This window comes from Microbacterium sp. ZW T6_19 (assembly GCF_044987465.1).
GTDB classification, from domain to species: domain Bacteria; phylum Actinomycetota; class Actinomycetes; order Actinomycetales; family Microbacteriaceae; genus Microbacterium; species Microbacterium natoriense_A.
Genome location: NZ_JBJDRH010000003.1, coordinates 106,805 through 118,479, shown reverse-complemented (window position 1 = coordinate 118,479; position 11,675 = coordinate 106,805). Strand labels below are relative to the sequence as shown.

The 11,675-nt window shown below is 68.4% G+C and carries 13 protein-coding genes; 9 read left to right on the top strand and 4 right to left on the bottom strand.

Features of this window, described 5'->3' with window-relative positions:
- Positions 1 to 42: 42 nt before the first annotated feature.
- Genes ACI3KT_RS05575 through ACI3KT_RS05555 form a run of 5 tightly spaced genes read left to right on the top strand, consistent with a single transcriptional unit; the run spans position 43 to position 6,092 of the window.
- Positions 43 to 867, top strand: a complete 825-nt coding sequence (locus ACI3KT_RS05575; RefSeq protein WP_404902977.1) for an ABC transporter ATP-binding protein — start codon at positions 43 to 45, stop codon at positions 865 to 867.
- Positions 864 to 1,715 (top strand): ABC transporter ATP-binding protein, encoded by an 852-nt coding sequence (locus tag ACI3KT_RS05570; protein ID WP_404902975.1) that lies wholly within the window; start codon positions 864 to 866, stop codon positions 1,713 to 1,715. The genes ACI3KT_RS05575 and ACI3KT_RS05570 overlap by 4 nt, the downstream gene beginning before the upstream one ends.
- 5 nt (positions 1,716 to 1,720) lie before the next feature.
- Positions 1,721 to 2,791: an ABC transporter permease gene (locus ACI3KT_RS05565; RefSeq protein WP_373426317.1), complete on the top strand. Its 1,071-nt coding sequence runs from the start codon at positions 1,721 to 1,723 to the stop codon at positions 2,789 to 2,791.
- Positions 2,792 to 2,793: 2 nt separating this feature from the next.
- The gene (locus ACI3KT_RS05560; protein ID WP_404902973.1) at positions 2,794 to 3,867 is read left to right on the top strand and encodes an ABC transporter permease; all 1,074 of its coding nucleotides are present in this window, start codon (positions 2,794 to 2,796) and stop codon (positions 3,865 to 3,867) included.
- On the top strand, positions 3,864 to 6,092 hold the full coding sequence (locus tag ACI3KT_RS05555) for a glycoside hydrolase family 3 N-terminal domain-containing protein (RefSeq protein WP_404902971.1): 2,229 nt from the start codon (positions 3,864 to 3,866) through the stop codon (positions 6,090 to 6,092). Before ACI3KT_RS05560 ends, ACI3KT_RS05555 begins: the two co-directional genes overlap by 4 nt.
- A gap of 28 nt (positions 6,093 to 6,120) precedes the next feature.
- Here ACI3KT_RS05555 and soxR read toward each other — a convergent pair whose 3' ends face one another.
- Positions 6,121 to 6,591 (bottom strand): redox-sensitive transcriptional activator SoxR, encoded by a 471-nt coding sequence (gene soxR, locus ACI3KT_RS05550; RefSeq protein WP_292910699.1) that lies wholly within the window; start codon positions 6,589 to 6,591, stop codon positions 6,121 to 6,123.
- 120 nt (positions 6,592 to 6,711) lie between these two features.
- On the opposite strand from soxR, the gene fdxA reads away from it, so the two are divergent.
- From fdxA to ACI3KT_RS05535, 3 genes are read left to right on the top strand one after another with little or no spacing between them, the layout of a single operon-like run.
- Positions 6,712 to 7,038: a ferredoxin gene (gene fdxA, locus ACI3KT_RS05545; protein ID WP_404902969.1), complete on the top strand. Its 327-nt coding sequence runs from the start codon at positions 6,712 to 6,714 to the stop codon at positions 7,036 to 7,038.
- Entirely contained in the window at positions 7,035 to 7,562 is a 528-nt protein-coding gene (locus ACI3KT_RS05540) for a flavin reductase family protein (RefSeq protein ID WP_307294028.1), read from the top strand. Before fdxA ends, ACI3KT_RS05540 begins: the two co-directional genes overlap by 4 nt.
- A 12-nt stretch (positions 7,563 to 7,574) precedes the next feature.
- Complete coding sequence (locus ACI3KT_RS05535; RefSeq protein WP_404902967.1) at positions 7,575 to 8,204, top strand: superoxide dismutase; 630 nt, start codon at positions 7,575 to 7,577, stop codon at positions 8,202 to 8,204.
- Between the two features lie 155 nt (positions 8,205 to 8,359).
- Here the strand turns inward: ACI3KT_RS05535 and ACI3KT_RS05530 are convergent, their stop codons facing one another.
- The gene (locus ACI3KT_RS05530) at positions 8,360 to 8,770 is read right to left on the bottom strand and encodes an arsenate reductase ArsC (RefSeq protein WP_307294031.1); all 411 of its coding nucleotides are present in this window, start codon (positions 8,768 to 8,770) and stop codon (positions 8,360 to 8,362) included.
- Entirely contained in the window at positions 8,767 to 10,098 is a 1,332-nt protein-coding gene (locus ACI3KT_RS05525) for an FAD-dependent oxidoreductase (protein WP_404902966.1), read from the bottom strand. The genes ACI3KT_RS05530 and ACI3KT_RS05525 overlap by 4 nt, the downstream gene beginning before the upstream one ends.
- A gap of 83 nt (positions 10,099 to 10,181) precedes the next feature.
- Between ACI3KT_RS05525 and ACI3KT_RS05520 the strand changes: the two genes are divergently transcribed.
- Positions 10,182 to 10,529 carry a helix-turn-helix transcriptional regulator gene (locus ACI3KT_RS05520; protein WP_307294035.1) on the top strand — a complete coding sequence of 116 codons (348 nt, stop codon included), beginning with the start codon at positions 10,182 to 10,184 and terminating at the stop codon, positions 10,527 to 10,529.
- A gap of 71 nt (positions 10,530 to 10,600) precedes the next feature.
- Here ACI3KT_RS05520 and ACI3KT_RS05515 read toward each other — a convergent pair whose 3' ends face one another.
- Entirely contained in the window at positions 10,601 to 11,608 is a 1,008-nt protein-coding gene (locus ACI3KT_RS05515) for a LacI family DNA-binding transcriptional regulator (RefSeq protein ID WP_307294037.1), read from the bottom strand.
- Positions 11,609 to 11,675 lie beyond the last annotated feature (67 nt).

Below are 11,675 nucleotides of genomic sequence, written 5' to 3'. Positions count from 1 at the left end.
AGCGGAGCGACGAGACGAAACGCCCCATACGAAAGACACCCCATGCCTGTTCCTCTCCTCAGCGTGCGCGACTTCTCTGTCGTGTACGACGTCGATCCTCCCGTCGAGGCGGTGAAGAACGTCAGCCTCGAACTCGCACGCGGCGAGATCCTCGGACTCGCCGGCGAATCGGGATGCGGCAAGACCACGCTCGCCTACGGCATCCAGCGCCTGCTCAAAGCTCCCGCGGTGATCACGAGCGGCGACGTGACCTTTCACGACGCCGGCGGGACCGACATCGACATCAACGTCCTCGACGCCGAGCAGATGCGGCGCTTCCGCTGGGACAAGATCTCGATGGTGTTCCAAGGTGCGATGAACGCTCTCAACCCGGTCGCGACCATCGGCTCGCAGCTCGAAGACGTCTTCGAGATCCACCGCCCCGATTTCGGTCGCCGCCGTCGGCGGGCAGAAGTGGACGATCTGCTCGAGATCGTCAAGGTCGGCGCCGATCGCGCCCGGTCGTACCCGCACGAGCTTTCGGGCGGCATGCGGCAGCGCGTGATGATCGCGATGGCGCTCGCCCTGCGGCCGCAGCTCATGGTGATGGACGAGCCGACCACGGCGCTCGACGTGCTCGTGCAGCGCGAGATCCTCAAGCAGATCTCGCAGCTGCGTCACGAGTTCGGCTTCTCGGTCATCTTCATCACCCATGACCTTCCGCTGCTGCTCGAGATCAGCGACCGCATCGCGATCATGCGCGAGGGGGAGATCGTGGAGCTCGACTCGGCGGAGGGCATCTGGACCCGCCCGCAGAACGACTACACCCGCACCCTGCTGTCGTCGTTCCCGCGCCTCACCGGAGAGAAGGGGGTGGTGACGCGATGACCGTTCTCGACTTCTCCCACGTCACCAAGATCTACAACGTCCGCGGCGCAGGTCAGATCAAGGCGCTCGACGACGTCGACTTCACGCTCGAGTCGGGGCAGACGATCGGCCTCGTCGGCCAGTCCGGCAGCGGAAAATCGACGATCGCGAAGATCCTCACGCAGCTCGAGAGCCCCACGACGGGCGAGGTGCTGCTCGACGGCAAGCCCGTCCCGCGCCGCGGTCGGGGGCTTCGCGATTACCGTCAACGCCTGCGCATGGTGTTCCAGGACCCGTTCGCCTCGCTCAACCCGTACCACTCGATCGGCTACCACGTCGAACGACCGCTGCGCCTGGACGGCGTGGTGCCCAAAGACGAGATCAACGCAGAGGTGCGCCGCCTGCTCGAACGGGTGCAGCTGAAGGCGGATGCCGTGATCGATCGCCGTCCGCATGAGCTCTCCGGAGGGCAGCGTCAGCGCGTCGCGATCGCCCGTGCGCTGGCATCGCGTCCGAGTCTGCTGGTGGCCGACGAGCCGGTCTCGATGCTCGACGTCTCGATCCGTCTCGGGGTGCTGAACCTGCTCGCCGACCTCCAGCGCGAAGAGGGCCTGGGCGTGCTCTACATCACGCACGACCTCGCCACCGCTCGACATTTCAGCGACGAGATCATCGTGCTGAACCAGGGACGCATCGTCGAACGCGGAACCGCGGACGACGTCATCCTGCGACCGCAGGATCCCTACACGCAGCAGTTGCGCGCCGCATCCCCTGATCCAGAGAAGCACTTCGCACTCGACTCCGCCGCCTGGTCACCGAGCGGGCCGAGCGAGTCGAAGAGCACGAACGCACGTGGAGGTGCGCTGTGAGCGTCATGACTCCAGAGCTCGGCACACCGCAGCCCGACGCCCTCGCGGCAGGCACGACGGCGACCCGCGCGGTCAAGGGACGGGGGCGTGTGCCCTGGCGGTTCCTCGGCAGCCGCGCGCTGTTCTACCTCTTCACGCTGTGGGCGGCGCTCACGATCAACTTCTTCCTGCCCCGCATGATGAAGGGCGACGCGGTCGACCAGTACCTCGCCCGCAATCGCAACGTGACGCCCGAGGCGGCCGAGGCGCTGCGCGCCCTGCTCGGCCTCGACACCGACAAGTCGCTCCTGCAGCAGTACCTCGACTACTGGGGCCTGCTGCTCCGAGGCGATCTCGGCATCTCGCTGCTGCACGGCCTGCGCCCGGTCACCGAGGTGATCGCGCAGGCGCTGCCGTGGACGATCGGCCTCGTCGGATTCGCGACCATCGTCTCCTTCGCGATCGGCACCATCGGCGGCGCGGTCGTCGGCTGGCGACGCGGCAGCAGGCTCGACGTGCTCGTGCCGATCACGACGTTCCTCGGCACGATCCCCTATTTCTGGCTGGGCCTGCTCGCGATCGCCGTCTTCTCGGTGAACCTCGGCTGGTTCCCCATCGGCAAGGCCTACGGCGTCGGCGTCACTCCGGAGTGGTCCTTCGAGTTCGTCGGCGAGGTCCTCGTGCACGGCACGCTCCCGGCCCTCACTATCATCATCGCCTCGCTCGGGGGATGGATGCTGGGCATGCGCAACATGATGCTCACAGTCCTCGACGAGGACTACATCACCGTCGCGCAGGCGAAGGGCATGCCGAACCGCCGCGTGCTCTGGGGTTATGCCGCGCGCAACGCCGTGCTGCCGCAGATCCAGAGCTTCGCGCTCTCGATCGGCTTCATCGTGGGCGGCACGATCGTCATGGAGATGGTGTTCAGTTACCCGGGCGTCGGCAAGCTCCTCCTCGACGCGACCAACGCAAAGGATTATGCGCTCATGCAGGGCGTGTTCCTGATCCTCACGGTGTCGGTCCTCGTGGCGAACATCATCGCCGACATCGCCTACGCATTCCTCGACCCGCGCACACGCCAGACGGAGGCCTGATCATGAACACCCCCGCCCCCGAGTCCTCGACCGTGTCCGGTGTCGGCTCTCCCGAGACGCTCGTGGTCCGCACGCGCGTCGCGGCCGCGGCATCCGCGCATGCGCCCACGTTCTGGAGCCGGCTGGGAAGCGCCTTCGCGATGTTCCGCAACGGCAAATCCATCACCGGGCTCGTGATCATCGGCGTCTTCGTGCTGATCGCGATCTTCGCCGATCTCCTCGCTCCCTACCCGCCGACCAAGGTCGACAACACACGCCGTTTCGAGCCGCCCTCGGCGGACCACTGGCTGGGGACCACGCACATCGGCGAGGACGTGCTGAGTCAGGTGATCCACGGCACGCGAGGCGTGATCGTCGTCGGCTTCCTCGCCGCCGCGATCGCGACCGTCATCGCGATCGCGGTCGGCGTCATCGCCGGGTACCTGCGCGGTTGGAAGAGCGAATCGCTCTCGGCGCTGACGAACGTGTTCCTCGTGATCCCGGGACTGCCGCTGATCATCATCGTGGCGTCGATGTTCGAGGAGCCGCCGCTGTGGGTGATCGCGGCCGTCCTCGGCATCACCGGCTGGGCGTGGGGCGCCCGGGTGCTACGCGCCCAGACGATGTCGCTGCGCAACCGCGACTTCATCCAGGCGGCCCGGGCCAACGGCGAGCCGCTGCGGCGGATCATCGCGATCGAGATGCTGCCGAACCTGATGGCCCTGATCGCCGCGAGCTTCGTCGGCACCGTGACGGCCGCCATCCTCGGCCTCACCACGCTGTCGTACATCGGTGTGATCCCGGTGACGACCTACAACTGGGGGACGATCCTGAACTGGGCTTCGGCGCAGGGCGCGTTCCGGCAGAATCAGTGGTGGTGGTATCTGCCCCCTGGGCTCTGCATCGCCCTGATCGGCGTCGCTCTCGCCCTCGTGAACTTCGGCATCGACGAGTACGTGAATCCGCGCCTGCGTTCGGCCGGCGAGCGTGCACGAGCCATGCGCAAGAAGGGACTCGACGTGAACGACGCGGTCACGGCCGTCCGCAGCATCCGCACCACGACCACCGACGACACCGCAGCGAACCAGGAACGATGACACTCGCGACCACCCTTCCCTTCCAGGACTCCGCCCTCTCGATCCCCGAGCGGGTCGCCGACCTGCTCTCGCGTATGACCGTCGAGGAGAAGGTCGGGCAGATGCTGCAGCTCGACGCCCGTGACGACCTCGACGACCACGTCATGCGGCGCATGGTGGGCTCGATCCTGCACACCTCTCCCGAGCGGCTGATCAGGGCGAACGAGCTCACCGCGCAGACCCGACTGCGGATTCCGCTGATCGTCGGCGAGGACTGCATCCACGGGCACTCGTTCTGGCCCGGCGCGACGATCTACCCGACCCAGCTCGGGATGGCGGCGTCGTGGGATGCCGAGCTGGTCGAGAGGGTGGCGCGCGCCACCGCCGAGGAGGTCGCCGTCACCGGCATCCACTGGACTTTCTCGCCCGTGCTGTGCATCGCCCGCGACCTGCGCTGGGGGCGCATCAGCGAGACCTTCGGCGAAGACCCCTTCCTGATCGGAGAGCTCGCCTCGGCGATGGTGCGCGGCTATCAGGGCGACGGCCTCGCCGACCCCACCGCGATCCTTGCGACGGCGAAGCACTTCGCCGGCTACTCCGAGACACAGGGCGGACGCGACGCCAGCGAGGCCGACATCTCCCGCCGCAAGCTCCGCTCGTGGTTCCTGCCGCCGTTCGAGCGGGTCGCCCGCGAGGGATGCCGCACCTTCATGCTGGGCTACCAGACCACCGACGGCGTGCCGATCACGGTGAACGACTGGTTGCTCAGCGATGTGCTGCGCGGCGAGTGGGGGTACACAGGCACCCTCATCACCGACTGGGACAACATCGGCCGCATGGTGTGGGAGCAGCACGTGCAGCCCGACTACACGCACGCGGCGGCCGCCGCCGTGAGGGCCGGCAACGACATGGTCATGAACACCCCTCTCTTCTTCGAGGGGGCGTTGGACGCGGTCGAGAAGGGCATGCTGTCGTCGGCGGACTTCGACGCTGCGGTCGCCCGCATCCTCACCCTGAAGTTCGAGCTGGGACTGTTCGAGAATCCTCGGCTGCCGATGGACCAGGTGGATGCCGTGGTCGGCAGCGCCGCGCACGCCGAACTCAACCTCGAGATCGCGCGGCGATCGATCGTGCTGCTCGAGAACGACGGGACATTGCCTCTTCGGCCGGACGCACCGCTGCGGATCGCCGTCGTGGGGCCGCTGGCCGACGACGCGCAGACGCAGCTCGGTGACTGGGCGGGAGGCTCGGGTCAGGCCGGGTGGCTCGACGCGCAGCCGCGCGAGATGATCACGACCGTTCTCGACGGGCTGAAGGCCGTCGACCGCTGGTCGGTGCGCTCTGCCGCCGGCGCCGACATCCTCACGTTCGAGAACGGCCCCGACGACCTCGACCCCGTCCCGTGGGATCGGAAGTTCGTTCCGGCAGAGCCGGACCCCGAGCAGATCGCCGATGCGGTCGCGCTCGCCGCGGCATCCGACGTCGTCGTGGCCGTGGTGGGCGACCGCATCGAGCTCAACGGCGAGGGTCGCTCGACCGCGACGCTCGAGCTCCTCGGAGGGCAGAACGCTCTGCTCGACGCGGTGATCGCGACCGGCACGCCCGTCGTCGTGGTGCTGCTGGCCTCGAAGCCGCTCGTACTGCCGGCATCCGTCTCGAAGGCAGCCGCCGTGATCTGGGCCGCGAACCCCGGGATGCAGGGGGGCCGCGCGCTGGCGGAGATCATCTCCGGCGCGGTCGAGCCGTCGGGACGGCTGCCGATCTCGTTCGCACGTCACGTCGGCCAGCAGCCGACCTATTACAACCAGATCCGCGGTCAGCACGGCGATCGCTATGCCGACCTCACGCAGTCTCCGGCCTGGGCGTTCGGCGAGGGGCTGTCGTACACGACGGTCGCGTACTCCGAGCTGGCGCTGGAGTCGACCGCGCTCGGCCGCGGCGATTCGGTGGTCGCGCAAGTGACGGTGACGAACACCGGTGCTCGCGCGGTGCGCGAGACCGTGCAGGTCTACGTGCGGGATTCCGTGACGAGCGTCAGCTGGACCGACAAGGAGCTCAAGGCGTACCGCCAGGTCGACCTCGCCCCCGGCGAATCGGCGCGGGTGCGCGTCGAGCTTCCCGTCGCCGAGTGCACGATCGTGGATGCGGCGGGCGTACGCCTCGTGGAGGCAGGGGAGTTCGAGCTCCTCGTGGGCCCGAGCTCGCGCGACGACGTGCTGCTGAGCGCGGGGTTCGCGGTGTCCTGACGCCGTTTCGTCGCCGGGAAGGGCAGGCTCAGTCCTCGCGCAGCCGCTGCGGGCCGACGCCCTGACTGCCGAGCGCATCATCGGGGTTCAGCAACCCGCACGCCTTCATCGACAGGCAGCCGCAGCCGATGCATCCGGTCAGCTCGCGCTCGAGCCGCTCGATGCCCTCGCGGCGCTTCTCGAGCTCGCGCTTCCAGCGGCGCGACGCGCGCTGCCAATCGGCATGGCTCGGAGTCTGGGTGAGCGGAACGTCGGCGAAGGCGTCCTGCACATCGGCCAGCGGGATGCCGAGGCGCTTCGCGACCGTGATGAGCGAGACCCGGCGCAGCATGTGCCGGGCGTACCGCCGCTGATTCCCGGGGGTGCGGGTCGACGCGATGAGGCCGAGATTCTCGTAGAAGTGCAGAGCAGATGCGGCGACGCCCGTGCGCCGGGTCATCTCTCCGATCGTGAGCGGCTCGTCGGGGCCGTGCGCGGCGTGATCGGCGGCGTCATCCATCCGGCATCCTTCCCTCGATTTGATCTCAAGTGTACTTGAGGTTTTACGGTAGTAATGCGGCCCCGATGCGGGCCGCTCGATCCGAACGAGGAACAGCGTGACCCGAACGAAGACCCCGCGATGACATATGTGATCGCTCTGCCGTGCGTCGATGTGAAGGACAAGGCCTGCATCGACGAATGTCCCGTCGACTGCATCTACGAGGGTGAGAGGTCGCTCTACATCCACCCCGACGAATGCGTGGACTGCGGCGCCTGCGAGCCGGTGTGCCCGGTCGAGGCGATCTACTACGAAGACGATCTGCCCGCCGAATGGCAGGACTACTACAAGGCCAACGTCGAGTTCTTCGACGAGATCGGCTCCCCGGGTGGTGCCGCCAAGACCGGGATGCTCGCCTTCGACCACCCCATCATCGCGGCGCTCGCGCCGCAGGGAGAACACGCATGACCGTCGACGAACGGCTGACCGCGAAGCCCGTAGCCACACCTGTCGGCGAAGGACTCAAGGCCGCCTTCCGCACGCACCCGGCCGGTGTCGCGATCATCACCGCGAGCACCCCGGAGGGGCCGGTCGGGCTCACCGCATCGAGCGTCGCCTCGGTGGCGGTCGACCCCGCCGCGATCGTGTTCTCGGTGACCAGGGCCACGGGGTCGGCGGGGGCGATCCTCGGCGCCGAGACCTTCGTGGTGCACCTGGTCGACGACGAGCACGCCACCCTGGCACAGAGCTTCGCGATCAGCGGCTCCGAGCGCTTCACTCCGGAACAGGGGTGGGCGACGCTGCCGACCGGCGAGCCGCACCTGCCCGAGGCCAGGGCGGCCCTGCGCTGCCGACCGATCCAGACCGTGGCGGTCGGCTCGTCGACCGTGGTGATCGCCGAGGTCGTCGAGGTGCTGTCGGGCGTATCCAGCCGTCCGCTCGTCTATCTCGACCGCCGCTTCCACGCACTTCCGACCGACACCGACCACTGAAAGGAAGACGCCATGTCCACGCCCTACACCCTCCCCGAGCTGCCCTACGACTACTCGGCACTCGCCCCGCACATCTCCGGCACGATCATGGAGCTGCACCACTCCAAGCACCATCAGGCCTACGTCACAGGAGCCAACACCGCCCTCGAGCAGCTCGCCGCGGCCCGCAGTGCCGGTGACCTCGTCAACGTGAACAAGCTCGAGAAGGACCTGGCCTTCAACCTGGGAGGCCACATCAACCACTCGGTGTTCTGGGAGAACCTCTCGCCCGACGGCGGCGGCAACCCGGAGGGTGAGCTCGAGGCGGCACTCGCCGACGAGTTCGGCTCGATCGACGCGTTCCGCGCGCACTTCACCGCCACCGCTCTCGGCGTGCAGGGCTCCGGCTGGGCCGTACTCGCGTGGGACGCTGTGGGTGCGCGGCCGGTCGTCTTCCAGTTGTTCGATCAGCAGGGCAACGCTCCGCTCGGCGTCACGCCGCTGCTGCAGCTCGACGTGTGGGAGCACGCGTACTACCTCGACTACCTCAACGTGCGCGCCGACTACGTGAAGGCGTTCTGGGAGATCGTGAACTGGCCCGATGTGCTGCGCCGGTTCCTGGCCGCGCAGGAGGCGACGAAGGGGCTCATCGTCGCGCGCTGACGGATTCCCCCTGAGCCTGCTGTCGGTGCTCCCGCGTTCCGGTCGCAGTTCGTGCCGTTTCCCTCATCCGTCCCGCGTTCCGGTCGCAGTTCGTGCCGCTTCGAAGCCGAAGAGACGGCACGAATCGCGACCGGAAGGGGTGCTCCCGCGGTCGCTCAGGGCAGCAGCTCGCTCGTGAGCTGCTCGATCCGGCGGCGAATCTCGTCGCGGATCGGACGCACCGCCTCGATGCCCTGGCCTGCGGGGTCGTCGAGCTTCCAGTCCTCGTAGCGCTTGCCGGGGAAGAACGGGCAGGCGTCGCCGCAGCCCATCGTGATGACCACGTCGGACGCCTGCACGGCCTCTGTCGTGAGCACCTTGGGCTGCTCTGCGGTGATGTCGATGCCGAGTTCGCCCATCGCCTCGACAGCGATCGGGTTGATCTGCTCGGCTGGCATCGACCCCGCCGAGCGGACCTCGATGCGGTCGCCGGCGATGTCGCGCAGGAACCCAGCGGCCATCTGCGAACGGCCCGCGTTGTGCACGCACACGAACAGGACGGAGGGCGTGGTGGTCGTGTCGGTCATCGTGACTCCAAGGTAAGGGCGGATGCTGCGGAAGCGCCGAGCGTCCGCGAGCCGATCTGCAGCACGGCGGGGGCGGCGCAGCATCCGCTCGCCGATTCGTCGAAGTCTCCCGCGCCGCCGCAGACGCCGGTGTCGGGGAGGGTGAGCTCGTTGCGTGCTGCCGCCTCGTGATCGCCCGCGAGGTGCGCGACGACACTGCGCACCTGCTCGTATCCGGTCAGGGCGAGGAAGGTCGGAGCGCGGCCGTACGACTTCGCGCCGACGATGAACAGTCCCTGCTCGGGCTGAGCGAGCTGCCGCGCGCCGGTCGCCGCGACCGACCCGCAGGAGTGGATGTTCGGATCGATGTCTGCGGCGATTCCCGCGACGGCCTCGAGCGTCGCGTCGAGGTCGATCCGCACCTCGCGCAGGATCTCGGTGTCGGGACGGAACCCCGTGAGCGCGAAGACCTGCGCGACCCCTGTCACCTCGCGGCCGTCTTCGGCGCGGATCGTCAGCAGACCGGACAGCCTGTCGACCGCGTCGACGCGGAACCCGGTCATCACGTCGACGACGCCCGACTCGATCACCTTGCGGGCACGGGTTCCCAGCGCGGCGCGCTCGGGAAGGTCGTCTCCTGTTCCTCCGCCGAAGACGTTCGACACGCTGCCGCGACGCAGCAGCCAGGTGACGCGCGTGCCGGGCGCCCTGCGGGCCAGCTCGCTCAGCCGCAGCACGGTGTGGGTCGCCGAGTGTCCCGCGCCGACGACCACGACGTGGGCGCCTGCGAGCTCGGAGACGTCGTCGGGGATCCGATAGGAGATGCGATCGGATGCTGCGGCTTCGCCGATCGCCGGGAACCCGTCGGCGCCCGCCGGGTTGGGGAGAGTCCAGGTGCCGCTCGCGTCGATGACGGCGCGAGCGAGCATGCGGCCCTCGCCGCCGTCACTGTCGCGGGTGTGCACGACGAAGGGCTGGCTCTTCCGGCCGGCATCCACTACTTTGTCCCGTCCCTGGCGGGCGATGCCCGTGACAGTCGTGCCGTAGCGGATGCGGTCGCCCAGAGCATCCGCGAGCGGGGTCAGGTAGTCGCGCACCCACTCGGCCCCGGTCGGGTATCCGGCGGCGGGTGCGCTCCATCCGGTCTGCCCGAGAATGCGGCGGGCGGCGGTGTCTGTCAGCTCGGGCCATGCCGAGAAGAGACGGACCTGTCCCCATTCCGCGATCGCTGCTCCGGCGCGCTCGCCCTTCTCGAGCACGATCGTGTCGAGACCCCGCTCGGTGAGATGCGCCGCGGCGGCGAGTCCCTGGGGTCCTGCGCCGACGACCACGACCGGCAGTTGCGACATCACCACTCCTCACATCGAAAGGCTTCAATATGAGAAGCGTTGCGCACGTATCGAAGATTGTCAATACGTGTCATGATGTGAGTATGACCCTGCCGGTGACCATTCGCGAGACGTCGTCGTGTTGCACGCCGCCGCTGTCGTCATCGGTGACGAGCGAAGACGCCGAGCGCATCGCGCACGTCTTCAAAGCGCTGGCAGACCCGACGCGGGTGCGGCTGATGTCGCTGATCGCCGCGGCCGAGGGCGGCGAGGCGTGCATCTGCGACCTCATCGACCCGGTCGGACTCTCGCAGGGCACGGTGTCGCACCACATGAAGCTCCTCGCCGAGGCCGGTCTCGTCACGCGCGAGCAGCGCGGCAAGTGGGCGTACTTCGCCCTTGCGGACGGTGCTCTCGACGCAGTCGCGGCCTCGCTTCGCGCATTGCGCTGACCGGGGGCTGGGTTGCTCCCCACAGCCGCAGACGGGTGATCGCCTGGACGCGGCCGCCCAGGCGGAACCCGCTACTGGAGCCGCGCGGTCGTGCCTCGGACGTTCAGTTCGTACGGCAGCGCCCCGGGCGCCCGGCTGGTGCCGTCGTCAGCGAGCTTCGCGAGCACGGCATCCGCGGCCCTCTCGCCCTGCCCGAGCGGGAACTGATCGACCGTCGTCAGCTTGAAGAACTCTCCGAGCTCGTGGCCGTCGATGCCGACGATCGAGAGGTCCTCCGGCACTCCGAATCCCAGGTCGCGCGCGGCGAGGATCGCGCCGATAGCCATCTCGTCGGATGCCGCGAACACGGCGGTCGGACGGGGTCCTGGCCGACCGAGAAGCTGCTTCGCGGCACGATAGCCGCCCTCGACCGTGAAGTCGGCCGGCTCGAGGAACGCCGGATTCAGCGGGATGCCGGCCTTGGCGAGCGCCTTCTCGAAGCCGAGGCGGCGGTTCGTCGGGATGTGGAAGTCGAGGTCGAACTCGGGGTTGGCGCCGATGTGCGCGATGTCGTGGTGGCCGAGGCCGATCAGGTGCTCGGTCGCGAGCTGGGCGACGGCGACGTCGTCGACCGTGAGGGTGTCGAGTTTCGGGTTCGGTCCGCCGATCGCGATCACAGGCAGCCCCAGATCGAGCAGATACTGCGTCTCGTCCTCGTCGAGTTCGATCGACACGGCGATCACGGCGTCCACGCGCTGGCGGCGCAGGAACGTGTCGAACACGTGCCGACGCACGTCCTTGTCGGCGGTGATGTTGTAGAGGGTGATGTCGTAGCCCTCGCGCATCAGCGCGGCGGAGACCCCCGAGAGCACGGTGCTGAAGAACCAGCGGTCCAGGAACGGCACGATCACACCGATGTTGCGCGTGCGGCCGGAGGCGAGGCTCGACGCGCGCGAAGAGACGACGTAGCCCAGCGACTTCGCGGCCGCCTGAACGCGCTCGCGGGCGGACTCGGATACGTGGCCCCGCCCGCTCAGCGCGCGCGAGACCGTCGCGGTCGAGACTCCGGCGAGCCGGGCGACTTCATCGATGCTCGCCATGTCTTCTCTCTCTGACTCCGTGAGACATCAGATTCCGCGTGAGACACCACGCGAGCGGTGGTGTCTC

Bases quoted from the DNA above. Each gene is read 5' to 3' on its own strand.
- ACI3KT_RS05565 (WP_373426317.1), top strand. From the start codon at position 1,721: ATGACTCCAGAGCTCGGCACACCGCAGCCCGACGCCCTCGCGGCAGGC.
- ACI3KT_RS05555 (WP_404902971.1), top strand. From the start codon at position 3,864: ATGACACTCGCGACCACCCTTCCCTTCCAGGACTCCGCCCTCTCGATC.
- ACI3KT_RS05560 (WP_404902973.1), top strand. From the start codon at position 2,794: ATGAACACCCCCGCCCCCGAGTCCTCGACCGTGTCCGGTGTCGGCTCT.
- ACI3KT_RS05540 (WP_307294028.1), top strand. From the start codon at position 7,035: ATGACCGTCGACGAACGGCTGACCGCGAAGCCCGTAGCCACACCTGTC.
- ACI3KT_RS05520 (WP_307294035.1), top strand. From the start codon at position 10,182: ATGACCCTGCCGGTGACCATTCGCGAGACGTCGTCGTGTTGCACGCCG.
- ACI3KT_RS05575 (WP_404902977.1), top strand. From the start codon at position 43: ATGCCTGTTCCTCTCCTCAGCGTGCGCGACTTCTCTGTCGTGTACGAC.
- ACI3KT_RS05570 (WP_404902975.1), top strand. From the start codon at position 864: ATGACCGTTCTCGACTTCTCCCACGTCACCAAGATCTACAACGTCCGC.
- soxR (WP_292910699.1), bottom strand. From the start codon at position 6,591: ATGGATGACGCCGCCGATCACGCCGCGCACGGCCCCGACGAGCCGCTC.
- ACI3KT_RS05530 (WP_307294031.1), bottom strand. From the start codon at position 8,770: ATGACCGACACGACCACCACGCCCTCCGTCCTGTTCGTGTGCGTGCAC.
- ACI3KT_RS05515 (WP_307294037.1), bottom strand. From the start codon at position 11,608: ATGGCGAGCATCGATGAAGTCGCCCGGCTCGCCGGAGTCTCGACCGCG.
- ACI3KT_RS05525 (WP_404902966.1), bottom strand. From the start codon at position 10,098: ATGTCGCAACTGCCGGTCGTGGTCGTCGGCGCAGGACCCCAGGGACTC.
- fdxA (WP_404902969.1), top strand. From the start codon at position 6,712: ATGACATATGTGATCGCTCTGCCGTGCGTCGATGTGAAGGACAAGGCC.
- ACI3KT_RS05535 (WP_404902967.1), top strand. From the start codon at position 7,575: ATGTCCACGCCCTACACCCTCCCCGAGCTGCCCTACGACTACTCGGCA.